This is a genomic window from Clostridium sp. Marseille-Q7071 (assembly GCF_965112025.1).
In genome coordinates this window covers 1-19,162 of record NZ_CBCOPR010000001.1, presented here as the reverse complement: position 1 = coordinate 19,162, position 19,162 = coordinate 1, and the positions used below count along the sequence as shown (strand labels likewise).

12 protein-coding genes are annotated in these 19,162 nt (G+C 27.6%); 11 read left to right on the top strand and 1 reads right to left on the bottom strand.

Features of this window, described 5'->3' with window-relative positions; genetic code table 11:
• Window positions 1-405 precede the first annotated feature (405 nt).
• A complete protein-coding gene (locus ACWPW7_RS00060; RefSeq protein ID WP_454051877.1) occupies window positions 406-1,314 on the bottom strand; it encodes a prolyl oligopeptidase family serine peptidase in 909 nt (302 codons plus the stop codon).
• A gap of 888 nt (window positions 1,315-2,202) precedes the next feature.
• Between ACWPW7_RS00060 and ACWPW7_RS00055 the strand changes: the two genes are divergently transcribed.
• The 11 genes from ACWPW7_RS00055 (at window position 2,203) to ACWPW7_RS00005 (ending at window position 18,576) form a co-directional block, all read left to right on the top strand.
• Window positions 2,203-2,775, top strand: coding sequence for a sigma-70 family RNA polymerase sigma factor (locus ACWPW7_RS00055; RefSeq protein WP_454051876.1), 573 nt, complete (start codon window positions 2,203-2,205; stop codon window positions 2,773-2,775).
• Between the two features lie 519 nt (window positions 2,776-3,294).
• Window positions 3,295-7,221: a cell wall-binding repeat-containing protein gene (locus ACWPW7_RS00050; RefSeq protein ID WP_454051875.1), complete on the top strand. Its 3,927-nt coding sequence runs from the start codon at window positions 3,295-3,297 to the stop codon at window positions 7,219-7,221.
• A gap of 639 nt (window positions 7,222-7,860) precedes the next feature.
• Window positions 7,861-8,082, top strand: coding sequence for a hypothetical protein (locus tag ACWPW7_RS00045; RefSeq protein WP_454051874.1), 222 nt, complete (start codon window positions 7,861-7,863; stop codon window positions 8,080-8,082).
• Between the two features lie 556 nt (window positions 8,083-8,638).
• Window positions 8,639-9,181: a hypothetical protein gene (locus ACWPW7_RS00040; protein WP_454051873.1), complete on the top strand. Its 543-nt coding sequence runs from the start codon at window positions 8,639-8,641 to the stop codon at window positions 9,179-9,181.
• Entirely contained in the window at window positions 9,166-9,531 is a 366-nt protein-coding gene (locus tag ACWPW7_RS00035; protein ID WP_454051872.1) for a hypothetical protein, read from the top strand. The genes ACWPW7_RS00040 and ACWPW7_RS00035 overlap by 16 nt, the downstream gene beginning before the upstream one ends.
• A 321-nt stretch (window positions 9,532-9,852) precedes the next feature.
• On the top strand, window positions 9,853-10,557 hold the full coding sequence (locus ACWPW7_RS00030) for a LytR/AlgR family response regulator transcription factor (protein WP_454051871.1): 705 nt from the start codon (window positions 9,853-9,855) through the stop codon (window positions 10,555-10,557).
• A 703-nt stretch (window positions 10,558-11,260) separates the two neighbouring features.
• Window positions 11,261-11,935: a sensor histidine kinase gene (locus ACWPW7_RS00025; RefSeq protein ID WP_454051870.1), complete on the top strand. Its 675-nt coding sequence runs from the start codon at window positions 11,261-11,263 to the stop codon at window positions 11,933-11,935.
• Window positions 11,936-12,587: 652 nt separating this feature from the next.
• Complete coding sequence (locus ACWPW7_RS00020; protein ID WP_454051869.1) at window positions 12,588-15,797, top strand: cell wall-binding repeat-containing protein; 3,210 nt, start codon at window positions 12,588-12,590, stop codon at window positions 15,795-15,797.
• A gap of 420 nt (window positions 15,798-16,217) precedes the next feature.
• The gene (locus tag ACWPW7_RS00015) at window positions 16,218-16,442 is read left to right on the top strand and encodes a DUF1659 domain-containing protein (RefSeq protein WP_454051868.1); all 225 of its coding nucleotides are present in this window, start codon (window positions 16,218-16,220) and stop codon (window positions 16,440-16,442) included.
• Window positions 16,443-16,627: 185 nt separating this feature from the next.
• On the top strand, window positions 16,628-16,849 hold the full coding sequence (locus ACWPW7_RS00010; protein WP_454051867.1) for a DUF2922 domain-containing protein: 222 nt from the start codon (window positions 16,628-16,630) through the stop codon (window positions 16,847-16,849).
• Between the two features lie 299 nt (window positions 16,850-17,148).
• Window positions 17,149-18,576: a cell wall-binding repeat-containing protein gene (locus ACWPW7_RS00005; protein WP_454051866.1), complete on the top strand. Its 1,428-nt coding sequence runs from the start codon at window positions 17,149-17,151 to the stop codon at window positions 18,574-18,576.
• The last annotated feature ends 586 nt before the right edge of the window (window positions 18,577-19,162 follow it).

The following is a 19,162-nucleotide window of genomic DNA, read 5'->3' as shown; positions in this document are numbered from 1 at the left end:
TGATAATTAATATAAAAATTAATTTTATAAAATAATTTCTTCAATAAATTTAGCTAGTAATATAATTACTAGCTTTTTACAAAAAGTGACCATATCACTTCAAAAGAAATCAATTAAAAACTTCTCCCATAAAGGAGAAGTTTCCATAAATTCTTCATCCTTCATTTTTAATACTTAAATAACAACGGACAGCTTATAGGAATTAAGAATGAAGTATGAAGGATGAAGAATTATGGTTGAAATTAATTTTACAAATTAATTTCTTTAAATAGTTTTTTATAGGAAGTTACTACGTAACTTCAAAAGAAATCAATTAAAAACTTCTCCCATAAAGGAGAAGTTTCCATAAATTTTTCATTCTTCATTTTTAATTCTTAATTAACAACGAACATCGTTGTTAATAAGTTATTTCTTCTCCACATATGAATCAAATATATCTGCACTTAACTGTATAGCTTCATCTAGGGACTCGTTATGATCTCCATCTATAGGTATTAGTTTATATGGTGCATCAAATTTTTTTGCTTGTTTTTCAAATTCTTCTGATAAGTACATTACTCCTATATCATCTTTACCTACGAAGGAATAAACTGGTGTTTTTATACTATTTGCGTACTCATAAGATGAGCGTATATGTATTTCATCTTTATTATATTTAAATGGTATACGTTCTTTTCTTTGTTCAAAATAAATTTCTGTACCGTATGATGCACCGTTAGTAGCAATAGCTTTATATGGCGAATCTGTTAATGATGCTAAAACACCTAAAGAGCCTCCTGCACTATGTCCCATTAAGAATACATTATTCTCATCAGCATAAGGAAGGTTAGCTAAATATTTTCCAGCAGCAATGCAATCTTTTACTTCACCGTAAAAATATTCAAAATTACCTGGGTTTCCATTTTCACCACGAATCATAGGTGTCATAACTACATAGCCTCTATCAATATAATCCTCTGCAACAACCCAATCACTCTCATCAAATGAAAAACCACCATGCATTAGAACCACAGCAGGATATTTATAACCATCCTTTGGATCATTTAAAACCCATGCCTTAAGTTTTAATCCATCAGATTCATATTCAATTTCTGAAGCATATGGTGGAGGTGTTGAGTTTTCATATTCATCAATTGAAGGAGCTTTTTTCACAAAAGATGATTTGAAAGTTTGTATATCCTTCTCATAAGATCCAGAGAAGGCATTATTCGTAGAAGTGTTATCCACTTTAGCGGTATTACCACTAGAGCAACCTACTAAAAGCAATGAACACAATAAAATACTAGCAAAAATATTGTATACTTTTTTACTCATAAATTCTCCTTTGTTTTTAGTCATCTGAAAAATAATGAATTCAAGACGACTTACTTAAAATTATTAGTTATTTTTGTTTTTTGAATTCTTTTTTGAAGATATAAAAATACAGATTATACATATAAAAGCAAGTCCTACAGAACCATATTTAATAACTTCATACATAAAATTTTCCCTCCCATACCTAAATTATTGTAACTTGTATAAAATACAATAATTCATAAAATATACCAGTTAATTATATCACAATAATACCAAAATTTACAACAAAATAAGACAAAATTTCCCCATAATTTTCACCTATAGAAACAGTTTAGTCAATTGAAAATTGACTATGGACAATTGACAATTTAGGTTGAAATTATTTTTGAACAAAATAATTTCTTTAAATAGATTTTTATAAGAAGTTACTGCGTAACTTCAGAAGGAATCGATTAAAAACTTCTCCCATAAAGGAGAAGTTTCCATAAATTCTTCATTATTAATTCTTAATTAATAACATACAAGTTACTCCATAAACCCTTATTTATCAACATATGGACAAGTTTATTGTCGTAATTTTTCTATATGTTTCTATTGAAAAATGTAATAAAAAGTAATATAATATAGTTATAGGAAATAAATACAAGTCAATTTATCATTTAAATTAAGCCCTACCTTATTGTTAATTAAAATAAATTAAATAGTAACTTAAAAATCATATTAAGGTACTATTCTGCAACCTAATTTATAAGCAAGTATAAATGCTTCCTTAAATGTTTTAATTCATAATTATAGATATTTCTCAATTCATAACGAGAAATATCTATAATTCTTTCTATTGTTTTTCCGTAAGAAGATTTTAAAATTACACTTTTTAATTAAATTTTAAAAGGGGGAAAATAGAATATGTATAATGATTTAAATGAGCTAGTAGTGCGTGCAAAAGATGGTGATAAGGTAGCTGCAGAATCCATAGTTGACAGGTTTAGAAACTATATAAAATACTTTAGTAGAAGAATTTATGTGGCTGGATATGAAGTAGAAGATTTAGAACAGGTTGGTTTTCACAGCTTATTAAAAGCAATAAGAGCTTGTGATATAACCAAATATTCTTTTACACCTTATGCAATTGCTTCAATTAAAAATAATTATTATGCACTTATAAGAAGTAAAGTAAAAGAAGGATATAATCTTAGCTTAGAAACAGATCACAATGGGTTAAAAATAATAGATTTATTAAATTCTAGTGAGAACATAGAAGAGGATTATATATTCAAAGAAACCCTACAGCAACTTAAGAAATCAATAGACAACCTATCCCACATAGAAAAAGAAATATTAGAAAACATATTCTTTCAAGAGAAAACCATAAAACAATATGCAGAGGAAAAGAAGTTAAAATATCATAATGTGATATATAGAAAAAACTTGGCGATAGAAAAGTTAGGCAATAGAGGACATATAGGGATTAAGAATTAAGTATGAAGAATGAAGGATTATGGTTGAAATTAGTTTAAATAAAACTAATTTCTTTAACTGATTTTTACTAGCAATACAATTGCTAGTTTTTTCACTTCTGGGGAACAGTAGTGAAGCATTTTAGGGTTCCCCTGAGGTACAGCATAATTCGGAATAATACTTAGAAAATTAAATAGTAATATGAAGAAACTATAGTAATGAAGAATGAAGAATGAAGGATTATGGTTGAAATTAGTTTTAATAAAACTAATTTCTTTAGTTGATTTTTACTAGCAATGTAATTGCTAGTTTTTTATTATAAAAAGTTACTATGTAACTTAAAAAGAAAATAAATCTATAACTTCTCCTATAAGGGAGAAGTATCTATAAATTCTTCATTCTTCATTTTTAATTATTAATTAATAACATGTAAGCTGTGAATTTTGAATTTTGAATTGTGAATTAAATAAGTGTCATATCCTCCCATAATTTCATATATTAATTATATCGGTAAATTGATAAAAATAGGGAGAGGATATGGTGAAGAAGAGTTTTAAAATTGTTTCAACTTTGATTCTTGGGTTAACTTTTACAATGAGTAACTGTAGGGTTTTTGCTGTTCAGTCTAGGGATACAATTGAAAAGAAATATTTAGGTGGAAATGACAGATATGAAACTGCTGTTAAAGTCAGCGAAGAGGGATGGAGTTCTTCAGATAATGTGGTTTTAGTTAATGGAACTGCTATAGCTGATGCACTTTCTGCTGCACCTTTTGCTAGAGAAAAAAATGCGCCAATATTATTAACAGGTAAAGATAAATTGACATGGACAACTAAAGATAGAATAAGAGAACTTGGAGCTAGAAAGGTTTATATTATTGGAGGTACAGGTGTTGTAAGCAATTCTATAGTTAGAGAACTTGAGAATATGGGAATATCTGTGGAAAGAATTCATGGATTAGACAGATATGAAACTTCTGTAGAAGTAGCTAGAAATTTAAATACCAATAGAGCTTTTGTAGTTAATGGTATAAAGGGACTCGCAGATGCATTATCTATTGCAGCACCAGCTGGAGAAAATAATATGGCAATTATTTTGACTAATGGCAGAGATATAGGTAATGCTAGAAGAGTAGTTGAGGGAATGGATATTACTGTTGTTGGAGGAACTGGAGTAGTTAGTGAAGGACTCCGTCAACAGTTAAGAGCTGAAAGAATATATGGAAATAATAGAAATGAAACTAATGGAGAGGTCTTAAAGGCCTTTTATGGCAGCAAAGAAGTTAAGGAAATATATATTACTAAAGATGGAACTTATAAGGAAAATGAATTAGTTGATGCATTATCAGCAGGACCTCTTGCCGCTAAGAATTCTTCTCCAATATTATTAGCTGGAGATAGGCTGTATTATGAGCAAGAAAGATTTTTAAAATCACAGGAGAAAATTAATAAGGTTTATGAAGTAGGTGGAGGAGTAAACTACAGAACAGTAAATTCTATACTTAATGCTTTAGAATATAAAGCTGTAGTGGATAAAGACGAGGTTACTTCAGTGAAAGCTACAAATGTAAAGGAAGTTATAATTACCTTTGGAGCTAGAGTAAATAAAGAAAGTGCAGAGGATAAAGATAACTACTCTATAAATAAAGATATAAAGATTGAAAGTGCAACTTTATTAGAAGATGAAAGAACAGTTATTTTAAATATTAAAGAAGTGAATGATAGGGTTTTAAAAAATCAAGAAAAATACAATTTAGAACTTTCTAAGGTATATTCCTATAGTAATAGAGAAATCTATGGAAAATTTGACTTTACTCCATTAGACAACACATTACCAGCAGTGGAAAAAGTGGTCTCTCTTGGAACTAAAGCTATTAAAGTTATATTTACTGAGCCAATTAAAAAAGCTAGTTCTAATAATTTCACATTAGATAGTAAAAACTTTTATGGTTCAGTGACCAACAATGGAAGAGAGTTAATATTGACAGCTTTTGATAGGGAGTTATTAAAACCAGGAGAGCATAAGCTTGCAGTTGATGGAGTAGCTGATTATGTTGGGTTAAGAACAGTTTATTCTGAAAATAGGTTTTTGGTAGAGGAAGACAATACCCCTCCAAGAGTAGAACATGTTACTGCAACCTTAGAAAGATTAGTATTAACCTTTAGTGAAGATGTAGATCCAGATACTATGAGAGCTGAAAATGTGTACTATAAATCTGGAGGAGATAAAATAAGAGCTAATAGAATGAATAAATTAGCAGGAAATAAATATGAATTTTATTTTTCAGAGAGCTCTAATAGGCTTCCAGCTTATGAAGTTATGTTATATGTAGAAGATGTTAAAGATTATAGCGGAAATAAAATTAGAGAGGCAAACGTAAGAGTAAGACCAGAAGTAGATGTTAGTAGACCACAGGTTAAATCTGTTACTGTAGATTCAAATAACAAAACAATAATTGTTAGATTTAATAAAATTCTTCATAGAGATTCTAGAGACAGTAGATTCTTTACTATAAAAGATAAAGATGGAAAGGCACTTGGAATTAAAGACGTAAATTGGGGAGCGGACGATTATAAAGTTTTAGAAGTAGTTATGTATGATAAGCTCCCAGAAGGCAGAAATTCAATAAGAATCTTTGGGATAAAAGATGGAACACATCTTCAAAACGTAATGTTAGATTATAATGAAGATTTTGTGGTAGGGGATAGTACTCCTCCTAGAATTTTATCCGTTGCAAGTAATAGAGAATACAGAAGAATAGTTATAACCTTCTCAGAAGTGATGAATTCAGCTACTTTGGAGGATATATCTAACTATTATGTGTACCTTGATAATAAAATGACTCCATTACCATCATCAACAGATATAACCGTGGTGCAAAATGGAAGAGGTGTTATGATAGTTTTACCAGAGAGAATAGATGGCAAAACTGTATATTTAGGAGATAATCTTACAGAGATACAAGTTATGGCAGTAAGAGATTTGGCAGGTAATATATTAGAAGATATCTATAAGAGAGAACCTATAGATAGAGATTCAAAGGCAAAGGTAGCTGAAAGATATTCAGAGACAATTAGAGAAGGAAATGCTGTTGCAGAAGATAGAAGAACTATAAAGGTTAGATTTGATAAATCAATTGAAAGAGCATATAGTGATGCCTTCAGATTAGATGCTAGATATAATAATGAGCATATAAGAATATCAGAGGTTTATACTGATGGTACAGATATTGTAAAAATCCGCACAAATAGAGATATGCCAACAGACATTAGAGAGGATGCGTTAACAATAACTGATGGATATAAAATTAAGACATCAGCAGGTAGTTCAGTAGACACCTCAAGACCAATTAAAATTGTAGATAAAATTTCTCCAGAGGTAGTTTTAGAATCTTCAAGAGGATATAGAATAGAAAATGGTAATGAGATAATCATACCATTTAGTGAAAATCTAGATACAACAGTAAATCCTCTTTTCATAAAAACAGATCTAGATATTTTCTCACAATATGAACCGAACTATCCTCTTAAAGTAACAGAATTTGAAGTGGACTTTATTAAAGATAGTAATGGTAATTCAAATAAACTTAAAGTTACAATAAATCCAAGCGAAAGTGCAGTAAAGGCAAGATATGTAATTAAATTTAATAAAGATGATAATGGTAAGGTAAGAGTTATAAAAGATTTAAAAGGTAATAGAGCTTTAGCAAAAGAACCAACATCAACAGATGGGGAAATTATAGGAACACATTTAGTAAACTTAATTACCAATTATAAAGTTTTGCCTGGTAGTAGCAGTGGAACAATAAAAATTGATTATAATGTTACAAATAGCAGAAATAAATTAGCCTATGAAATAAGTGATAATCCACTAGCAACGCCAACAGTAGGTAGTAAAAAGATAGTAGGTAATGAAGGAGTAATAGGATATAATAGCGGCGAAAATATAAAAGCTAATTTAGGTAAATATGTATCTCTATATGAACTTGATTTAGAAAATAAAATAACTAAATTTGTATGTTTTAAAGTAGAAGATGCTCACAGAGTTCCAAATGTTACAATAACTAAAGTAACTTATCAAAATGGAAATGTCCAAAATCCAAAAGGGATATTAACTATAACAGGAACAAATTTCAATGAAATAGGTACTGTAGGTAAAGATATAAAATCTCAAATAGATTGGAGTAAACTTTTAATAGTAGCTAATGATGGAACAAGAGATGTTAACCATAAATTAAATTTTTCTAATAATGTAAATGTTGTTAATCATATAGAAGAAGCCAAAATAGAAAATGAAACAACAATTAAAATAACATTAACTGCTGATAAAACTATTTTACTAGATACAGACTTAGGAGCTTTGGATGGTAAGGATAAAATTATCATAAACTCTGGTTTCTTAAAAAATACAAAATCAATACCAACCTTTGTCAATGGAGAATTTAATCAATGGATAATTGACAATTGACAATTAATGTTGAAATTAGTTTTAATAAAACTAATTTCTTTAATAGATTTTTAACTAGCAATACAATTGCTAGTTTTTTTTATTTCACCTCTGAGGAACAGTAGTGAAGCCCTTTAGGGTTCCCCTGAGGTGCAGTATAATTCGGAACAAGACTTAGTAAATTTAACTAATGCTATAGAAATATGCAATATAATTAAAGTATTGCTTAATGATATACGTATTGTGCCATACCATACTGCACCCTAGGGGTCTACATAGAAAGTAGTTACATGTTTAAATCTTGTAGATACTTTAATTTTATTTCAATTCTGTAGTTTTCATATAGACCCCAGGGGTGGAAATTAATAATGTGAAGCATCCTTCATCTCTAAGGAACAGTTACCAATGTAATAATATTATGGCGAACACTGTTCGCCGCTACATAGAATAATTTCTTTAGTAGATTCTTATAGGGGCTAACGTTATTCGCCTTTTTTCTTAGTAGGAAAGTAAATGTTAGCATCAAAACAATGATGTTAAAAAAATGCTCATGTATGTGAGTATTTTAGTATGATATTATAAATCAATGATGTATTTAATGGTTGGGATGTAATATAATGGTTGTGGGGTTCAAAACTAGTATAAATAGGGGGGATAACATTGAATACAAATTTTATGAAGATAGTTACATATATATTTTTTGGTTTTATGTTTTTTTCTAGTAAAAAAGATTTTGAAAACTTTAAGAAAAATGAATGTGATTTAGATTCAAATAAAAATGAAATAATTGGATATATCCATAGATGTGAAATGAGAATAGGTATTATATTATTTTTCGTTATGCTAAATATAATGGCTATAGCAGTACAAATATCTAAATAAATCTTCTATTGAATAAATTTATACCATCTATATTAAACATACTTCTTTCAAATGAAATCTTTAGCATCATTATATGCTTTTGCAAAAAAATTGTAGATGAAGAAAATATGATAATTAAGAATTAAGTATGAAGAATGAAGAATTTAGGTGGAAATTAATTTTACAAATTAATTTCTTTAATATATTTCTGAACTAGCAATACAATTGCTAGTTTTTTTATTTGTGGGGAAGTTTATCAATGGAAAATGGAAATTTGACAATTGACAATTAATGATGAAATTACTTTTAAACAAGATAATTTCTTTAATAGATCTATTGTAGCGGCGAACAGTGTTCACCACTTTTTTTGTACAAAATTACTTTGTAACTTCAAAAAGAATCAATTTTAAATTTCTCAGTTTTAACTTAGAAATATCCACAATTATGGGAAAAATCTATTTACTACATTTTCATGACCTGTTGTTACAATGTAATAAAATTTTTGTAATATTGAACGATATAAGAAGTGTAACAAAGTATATTATGATTATAAATTTAGGGGAAAGGGGGGTTATATATGAGAATATCTTTTTCATCACAACAGTATATGAAGCAAATAAATTTACGTCATCCTTCAAGTAATAGTCTTACTAAAAATTCTAATAATAGTAATGAAAGAACTGAAAAAAATAATACTTTGAATAAAAATAGTATGTCAGTATCTTTAGGAAAAAAGTCAAAGAAAAACAGTATGCTTGAAAGTTTAATTGAGCAGAAAGTAAATTTAATGGATAGTAAAAATGATATTATTGAAAAAGCTTTAGAAAATGGTGAAAGTCCATCATCAATAAAAGAAAAGCTAGACAATATTGATAAGCAAATTGAGGAAATCAATGAGCAAATAAGTAAAATTCAATGTGAGGAACAACGTAAATCACTTGGTACTGAGGATATAAGTAAGAAAAAAGAGAAGCTTAAAGAAAAATCAAACAAACTTTCTGTTGGAGAAAGTAACAAAGATAACTCTGAAGAAAAAATGACTAGTGTTTTGAGTCTTTCTAATAATTTGTCTCAAGCTAAAGCTTTGTCCTCTCAAAAACTTCAATGTCTGGTGAGGTAAGAGTTTTAGAAAATGAGATAAAGTTAGATGAATCAAGAGGAATTGATCCCATTGCAAAGAGAAAATCTGTTGCTAAGATAAAGGACAACATTGAAAATATTACTGAAAAAATCAATGATAAATTAACAGATACAAATAATAAATCTGAGAATAACGTAGAAAGTAATAGATTAAGCAATGTTACCTACAAAAGCGAAGAAAGTAAGAATACTAGTAGCAATGGCAATACACAAAATGATGATAAGCTATTAATAAAGCAACAACAAACTGCTGAAAATATTAAGCATTACAGTGAAAATATCAATGATAAAGATAAATATGAAGGAGAAAAAATTGATACTATAGCTTAGAGATATATAGATAAACTACCTTAAAAACTAATATATAGCTCAATATAGCTACATCCTTAAATATTTAAATTCACAATTCACAATTATTGTTGAAATTAATTCTTTACGAATTAATTTCTTAAACTTATTTTTTTACTAGCAGTGTATTACTAGTTTTTTATAAGAAGTGATTGCATAACTTTAAAAATAAATAATTTTAAATTTCTCGGCTTTTACTGAGAAATGTCCACAAAAATTGTGAATTGTGCATTGTACATTGTGAATTGTTTAAAGTTTATACACAGGCTTAATTCCTGTTATAATTGTTTGTGGGGTGGTGTTATGTTAAGAATAGCTCTTTGTGATGATGAAAATAGTCAAAGAAAAACAATAGTACATATGGTTGATAGAGCTTTAGAGATAACTAATAAACAATATAAAATATTTGAATTTAGCAGTGGGGAAGAGCTAATATCATCTACAGAAGATTTTCATATATATCTTTTAGATATAAAGATGAATAAGCTTACTGGTATAGAGATTGCAAGAAAAATAAGAAGAGTAAATGAAAAAGCGGTTATTATATTTATAACAGCATTTAAAGACTATGTATTTGAGGCATTTGATGTAAGAGCTTTTCATTATATTTTAAAACCTGTTGATGAAGATAAACTTAAAGAAATTTTATGCTCAGCGCTATCACAGTTTCAACAGGAAGATAAATTTATTGTAGCCAAAACAATTAGTCAATCAACTAAGATTTTTCACAAAGATATAATGTATATAGAATCGCAACAAAGAAAGGTAAAAGTCCATACTACTTATGATGTTATTGAATATTACTATAAGTTATCTGATATGGAGCAAGAGCTTTATGAAGATAACTTTTTTAGGTGTCATAAAAGTTATATTGTAAATTTAAAATATGTTCATAGTTATGACAATACCTTTATAACTTTAAAAAATTTAGAAAAAATATATGTGTCAAAATATAAACTAGCAGATTTTTCAAAGGTATTTATGTATTATTTGAAAGATGAGGGATAATAATTATGGAAAAACAATATATCTTTGAATTTGCTGGACTTTTATCAGGATATCTAACAAGCCCTCTTTTATATACTATTGAATATTATTTTTTAAAAAGGTTTTTAGGCTTTAAAAGCAAACCTTGGAAATTTATTTTATTTGTATTATTAATAACAATTATAGATTTCTATATTATGAAAATAACTTCCGAACCAATCCGAATAATTATATATAACTTAATTTGGTTAATAGTTGTATGTATTCTATGCAAAGGAAATTTTTTAATTAAATTTTATGCTGTGATTCTTCAGGAAACAGTGCTATTACTTATTAGCTTAGCTTTTTTAATTTTTGATTTTGGCATAATTCCTATTACATATAAAATAAATATGATTTCTAATGAGAATGTATTTATTTATTTTATAAAAAATATTATTAATGATATTTCACGCTTTACTATATTATTTATATTCTTAAAAAATATTTGTGATTTTTTAAATTTAAAAGAAAAATCATTAAACTCATATCAAAGCTTATATTTACTTATTCCATGTTTATCAAGCTATAGCTTGGCAGGTATTTTTTTCTTATTCAAAGAATTAAAATTGAAGATAAAAAATACTATTTGCCTTATATTTTTCCTAAGGTTTATTATATTTTACCTTTTGTAAGTTTTGCTTTATTAATATCCATAATAATCACTGCATATACATTTAAAAAAATGCTTGAAGGTGAAGAAGAAAAACAAAAGAATATGCTCATGGAACAACAATTTAAATTGCAACTTACACACAGTAAGAACATTGAAGGATTTTATAGTGGAGTAAGAAGAGTAATGCATGATATGAACAATCATCTTCTTTGCTTAAGAAGTCTAGCTGATTCTAATAATACTCAGGAAATAAAAAAATATCTTTGCAATATTGGCGAAACTATAGAAAAGCTCGATTTTAAAATAAAAACAGGAAACTCCATATCGGATGCAATTATAAATGAAAAATATAATATAGCAAAAGAGGAAGAAATAGAGTTTATATGTGATTTTATGATACCTAAAGAAACATCATTAGAACCTGTAGATCTATGTGTGATTTTGAGTAATGCCTTAGATAATGCAATTGAAGCTTGTATAAGAATTGGAGATAATGATATATCTAAGACTATATGGATAAAGTCCTATATAAGAGATATATACTTAATAATAGAAGTTTCTAACACTACAGTAGATAAGATTCAATATGCTGAAGGTAAAATTGTAAGTAGAAAACTCGATAAATATAATCATGGTATGGGAATTTCAAATATAAAGTCAGTAGCGAGAAAATATAATGGAATAGTTGATATAGTAGAAGAAAAAAATAAGTTCATTATCAATGTTATGATGAAAATAAAATGATTTTTTTAAGTAGCAGGATGGTTTTCCATCCTGCTACAATAATTTATTTATATATATGAGTATTAATAATTAAAAATATCAATTTTAACCAAAAATAAATTTTGTAGAATTAATTTCTGCTTAAAATTAGTAAAAAATATAAAATTTTAACTATTTCTTAATAAACTTCAAAGCTTTTATTAGTATACTAAAAGAAATTAAATTATTTATATAGAATGCTTTAATTAAAATTTATATATTTTATTGATAATTTATAATAAATTTTTGGAGCTAATTTTACGAAAATTACATTTAATTACAGGCTAATATAGTATGTTTTCGTATTTTTTGGTATAATTAAACTGTTAAAAAATTATATCATTGGCAATAAAAGCTTAAATTAGTTATAACTTTTTATAATAAAATCATTAAGTGTGGGTGATGATAAATTACAATTTTAAATTTTAATGAAAAGTAGAAATTATAATAATTTTTTATTGATTAAATAAGATAGACTTTTAATAAAAAGCAGATTATTTATTACTTAAAGAAATGTGTAATTTTAATTACTTGGTAGGTTCATATAGTGAAATTAAATAAAAGATTAATATATAAATTAATTAACTATATATTACACATTTGAATTTAAAAAGATGAAAAGGAGAATAAAAAGATGAAAAAGAGTTCAAAGGTTATTTCAGGGTTGTTACTTGCTTCTACTTTTGCAACAATGAATTCTAATGTTTTTGCTGTAGAGACAAATAAGACTATTGAGAAAAAATTATTAGCTGGAAATAATAGATATGAAACAGCTGTAAAAGTTAGTTCAAAATGGAGCAAAAGTGATAATATAGTTTTGGTTAATGCTATGGCTATTGCAGATGCACTTTCTGCTACGCCTTTTGCAAAATTAAAGGATGCACCAATATTATTAACAGACTCAGGAAAATTAACAGAAGCTACAGGAAAAAGAATTAAAGAATTAGGTGCTAAAAATGTTTTCGTAGTAGGTGGAGAAGGTGTAATCTCTAAGGATGTAGTTAAAGAATTAGAACAAAGTGGATTAAAGGTTGAAAGAATATCAGGAGCAAATCGTTTTGAAACTTCTGTAAAGGTTGCAGAAAAACTAAATCCTAAAAAAGTTGCTGTTGTTAATGGATTAAATGGTAGACTTGCAGATGCACTATCTGTGGCAGGAGCGGCAGCTGAAAATAATATAGCAATACTTTTAACAAATGGTACAAGCCTTGGAGAAGTTAAAGATATGGCTAAAGGTAAAGAAGCTATTGTAGTTGGAGGAGAAGGTGTTGTTTCAAATTCTATAAAAGATGATTTAAAAGCTGAAAGGCTTGGTGGAGCTAATAGAAGTGAAACTAATGCTGAGGTTGTTAGAAAGTTTTATGGTGGAAAAGCGCTAAAATCTATTTATGTAGCTAAGGATGGGGCAGTTCAAGAAAATCAATTAGTTGATGCATTAGCAGCAGGACCAGTAGCTGGAAAAGAAGGTGCTCCAATAATATTAGCAGGAAGTAAACTATCTCTATCTCAAGAAACATTCTTAAAGTCTCAAAGTAAGGTAGAAGAAGTTACATTAGTAGGTGGAGGTATAGGTGATAATACTACAGAAAGTATTGCTAGTGCTTTAGGTGGCAAGTTTAGAGATCCATCTCAAGTTGTTGAGAAGGCAGAAGTTAGTTCAGTAAAGGCAACTAATTTAAAAGAAGTAGATGTCACTTTTGGAATTAAAGTAGATAAAGATTCTGCAGAGGATGTATCAAATTACTCTATTAATAACAGTGGAGAAATAGAAAGCATTGAGTTGCTAGAAGATGAAAAAACAGCTAGATTAACTATGAAAAAGCCACTAGCAAATCAAGAGAAATATAAAATTAAAGTGGAAAAAATTCTAGCTAAAAATAATGAAATGATATATGCAAAGGATATTGTGTTTACTCCAATAGATAGTACCTATCCAGAAGTAAAGCAGGTAATAAATTTAGGTACTAAAGCAATTAAAATAGTGTTTAGTGAACCAGTTAATACAGTACCTATAAATAATATTAAGTTAGATGGAAAGAAATTTTCAGGCTCCGCTAATATTACTGGAAGAGAAGTGGTGTTAACTCCATATGATAAAGATTTATTAAAACCAGGTGAGTATAAGTTAACAATTGAGGGAGTTACAGATTTTAATAGCTTCAAGTCAATATATTCAGAACATAAATTAAATGTAGTTGAAGATAAAACACCACCTAGAATTGATAAAGCTGTTGCAACTTCAGAGAAGTTAGTTATAACTTTTAGTGAGGATGTGGATCCAAGCACTGTAAAAATAGATAATGTTTATTATAAAGTTGCTGATCGTAAGATAAAAGCTAATGATATGAGAAAATTATCAGGAAATAAATATGAGTTTTATTTCTCAACTTCAGCTAATAGACTTCCAGGTTATGAAACTACAATGTATATAGATTATGTTGAAGATTATAGCGGAAATAGAATAAGAGAGAATACTGTAAAGGTTAGACCAGAGTTAGATCAAACTAAACCAGAGGTTAAAAATGTAACCCTATCTCCAAATAGAAAGCAAATAACAGTTATTTTTAATAAAAATATGCATGATGATTCTCAAAATACAAAATACTTTACTATAAAAGATGAAAAAGATAATGGGGTATCAATTAAAGGAGTTAAATTTACAGATGGTGATAGAAAAATTATAACTATTGAACTATATAATGAGTTACCACAAGGAAAAAATATAATAAAAATTTCTGGTTTAAGAGATGCTACTCAAAATCAAAATTTAATTAAGGATTATAGTAAGGAGATTGTAGTTAGAGATACTACTCCTCCAACTTTAGAGTCAATATCAAGTGATGGAAGAACTAGAACAATAGTTTTAACTTTCTCAAAGAAAATGGATATTTCAACTTTAGAGAGTACTTCAAGTTACTTAATTAATTTTAATGGCATAATGATACCTTTACCTGGAGATACTAGCATAACTCCTATACAAGGTGGTAAAGGGGTAAGATTAATATTACCTGAGGAAATAGATAATCAATATGTTAACTTTGGAAGTAATGTTACAGAAATCCAATTAACTACTCTTAAAGACGAAGCAGGAAATATATTAAAAGATTATATGGTTAAAAAGCCTGTGGTTAAGGAATCAAAGGCTAAGGTAGCTAATATATATTCTGAGGATATTAAAAACGGTAATGCAATTACAGAAGATAAAAGAACTATAAAGGTTAAATTTGATCAAACTATACAAGGTGCTTCTAAGAATGACTTTAAGCTGAATCTTAAAGGAATAGAGATACAAGATGTTATAACTAATGATTCAAATATAGTTACAATTAAAACTGATAGAGATATGCCAACAGATACACAAGATTTAACAGGTAATGATTTAATACTAAGAATTAATGATGGTAATGGCATTAGAACTTCAGCTGGTTCAGGAGTAGACAATTCTAATAAAATAAAAATTGTTGATAAAACAGCGCCAGAGGTACCAGAAGATAAGAGAGAGTATAGCGTTGATGTAGCTAATAGTGATAGAGCTGAGGTATGGATGCCGTTTTCAGAAGAGTTGCATAGAGGAAATCCAGCACTATTTGCTCATGATCTAATTATAACTAGCTCTTTAGATGAAAAAATAAAGTTAACTCCAACTATTGACTATACAACATCATTAAGCAGTGATGGAAAAACTATAAAAGTACTTATCAAAAATACAGAGGCAACTAAAGGAAAGCAAACAAGATATAAAATAGAGATAAAAGAAAATGCAAACTTTATACAAGACTTAAATAAGAATAAGGCAAATAGAAAAGAACCATTAGAAACAGATAGAAACATAGATTTTTCATAGTCCTTAAAAACTAGCAATTTTGTATTGCTAGTTTTTTCATTTCCAACTCTGGGAAACTTAATCAATGGAGAAACTTTAGGAATTAAGAATTAAGTATGAAGAATGAAGAATTATGGTTGAAATTAGTTTTGGTCAAACTAATTTCTTTAATTGATTTTTGCTAGCAATACAATTGCTAGCTTTTTATAAGAAGTTACTATGTAACTTCAAAAAAGAAATTGAATTTAAACTTCTCCTATAAAGGAGAAGTATCTATAAATTCTTCATTCTTCATTATTAATTCTTCATTAAGAAGCTGTAAACTGTGAATTGAATCACCCAGGGGGAAAAGTTGTTGCTGAAAAACATAAAAGCTTTAAATTAACTTTATAAACTTCACTAATCTATGCATATCTAATTAGTGAAAGGAGTGATTAGAACATGGCAATATCATCAATTAAAACAAGTTCATCAGTTTTATTAACTTATAAGGATGGCCTTAATTCAAAGGGGGAGGATCTTTATAAGAATCAAAGATTTTCTAAAATTAAAGTTACAGCTAAGGATGAGGAGGTTTATTCTGTTGCTGGTGTTATGGCAAATTTGCTAATGAATGATGTAACAGAAATAACTAGAGAAGATAAAAGTAAGCTTGTAGAGGCATAGGCTATGATAAAGAGGATAGTGAAGTTTTTAAATAGTATTCTATCCTCTATAATAGTAAAAACATTTCGAACTAATTTTTCTTATGAAATTAATCATGAAGGATATAAGTTCAAAAGAATGATTTTTTTCTTAGGAAAACATGTAAAAATTATTATTATATTATAGAAAGAATAGGGGGAATTTTTATGGCAAAAGATTTAGTTATGACATTTATAACAACTAAAGGTAGTAAATCTAATATGACAGTTAAAAATGTTAAAGAAAATTTAACCACAGAGCAAATTAGTAATGTTATGGACTTAATTGTAGGAAAGAATATTTTTGAAACTAAGCAAGGAGATTTTATTTCTAAAAGTGGTGCTGTCTTAGTTGAAACAACTAAAACAAAATATAATATAGAGAATTAATTAGTAATAAAGGCCTCTAAAAAGGGGCCTTTTTTATAATTGAGAATTAAGTATGAAGGATGAAGAATTATGGTTGAAATTAGTTTTAATTAAAACTAATTCCTTTAATTGATTTTTACTAGCAATACAATTGCTAGTTTCTTATAAGAAATTAAATTTAAGCTTCTCCTATAAAGGAGAAGTATCCATAAATTCTTCATTCTTCATTATTAATTCTTCATTAAGAAGCTGTGAATTCTTATAATGTTCAATCACACTAATTTATAGTATAGTAGTATATTGAAGGAGGGATTAATACAATGAAAAATAAGAAAGTTCGTACTTTCTTTTTTCTTGCTTTGATATTGATATGTTTTAGTGCTAAAACTTATGGTTTTGGGGAAAAAGTGAATTATATTATTGGAGCGGATAGATATGAAACATCTGCTCTATTAAGTAAAGCTAATTATGAAAATTCTCCATATGCTGTTATTGCTAGTGGAGAAAGTTATATAGATGCTCTAACTTCTTCACCTTTAGCCTTTAATAAGAAAGCACCAATTCTATTAACAAACAAAAATAAATTAAATGAATTTACTAAAAAAGAAATTTTAAGATTAGGAACTAAAAATGTATACATAGTTGGTGGTACTGGCGCTGTATCTGAAGGTGTTGAAAAAGAAATAAAAAATTTAGGAATCCAAGTTACTAGATTAGGTGGAATAAATAGATATGAAACTAGTGTGAAAATTGCTAAAGAGCTTGGTGATATAGAAAATATTATGATATGCAGTGGAAATGATTATAAGGATGTGACCTTAATTTCTAGCTATGCTTCTATGAACAAAAATCCAATTATTTTATATGGTGATGACAAAAGTTATTTAGAGAATTATATGAATGAAAAGGGTATTAATAGTGGATATATTATAGGAGATTTAAACTTGAATTATGATATTTTTTCTGCCTTTAGAAAGGTAGATAATAAAAGGACTGGAGATATATTAAAAAGCTTTTATGGAGATATAGATGTTGAAGAAGTACTTTTAACTACCTCTTCTAATTTTGCAGATGCACTATCATCAGCTCCTATTGCAGCAATGAAAAAATCACCGGTAATACCTTTAGGACAATATGCTGAAAAAGAAACAATTAATTTTGTGAAAGATAAAGGATATTTTGATGTTATTGTAGTTGGTGGAATAGTATCTAAGGATGCGGTACAAGCAGTAGTTAACAGAACATATATACCACCAGACTTTACTGAAGAAAACTCTAAGATAAAACCATTACCAGATAAATATGAAATGGTGTATTTAGAACAGTTAGAAAAAGAATTATTTAATTTATGTAATAAAGCAAGAGAAGAAAGAGGTCTCACACCATTAGTTTGGGATGAGGAATTATATGAGATATCAAAATATAAATCAAGAGCAATGATGCAGTTAGAGTATTTTGGACATAACAATATAAATTATGATAATAGAATGGCTCAGGCATTAGCTGAAGCTTTTGATTACACACCTACATCCATAAAGGAAAATATATTATATACTACTAAATACTTATCAGAAATTGATGCTAATCATATATTTAATCTTTGGATGAACTCTGAAAGTCATAGAGAAAATATACTTTATTCTAAGCATACTAAAACAGCTATATCTGTAGCTTATAGTGATAAATATTATAGTAAGTACAAAAGAAATAACATATTATTTGCAACACAACATTTTTCTAATAAATAGTTAGACAATTGAGAACTTATAAGAATTAAGAATTAAGTATGAAGGATGAAGAATTATGGTTGAAATTAGTTTTAATCAAAACTAATTTCTTTAATTAACTTTTACTAGCAATAAAATTGCTAGTTTTTCCACCTCTGGGGAACTTAATCAATGGAGAAACTTTAGGAATTAAGAATTAAGTATGAAGAATGAAGAATTATGGTTGAAATTAGTTTTGATCAAACTAATTTCTTTAATTGATCTTTACTAGCAATACAATTACTAGTTTCTTTTATAAGAAGTTACTACGTAACTCCAAAAAGAAACCAATTCTAAATTTCTCAGTTTCTACTGAGAAATATCCATAATTTTTCATTGTTAATCGTCAATTTTCAATTGTATAAGGGTTCCCCTGAGGTGCAGTATGATTCGGAACAATACTAATAAATTTAACTAATATTTTTATTATCAATACAATTGCTAGTCTTTTTATAAGAATTTACTGCGTAACTTCAAAAAAGAAATTAAATTTGAACTTCTCCTATAAAGGAGAAGTATCCATAAATTCTTCATTCTTCATTATTAATTCTTCATTAAGAAGCTGTGG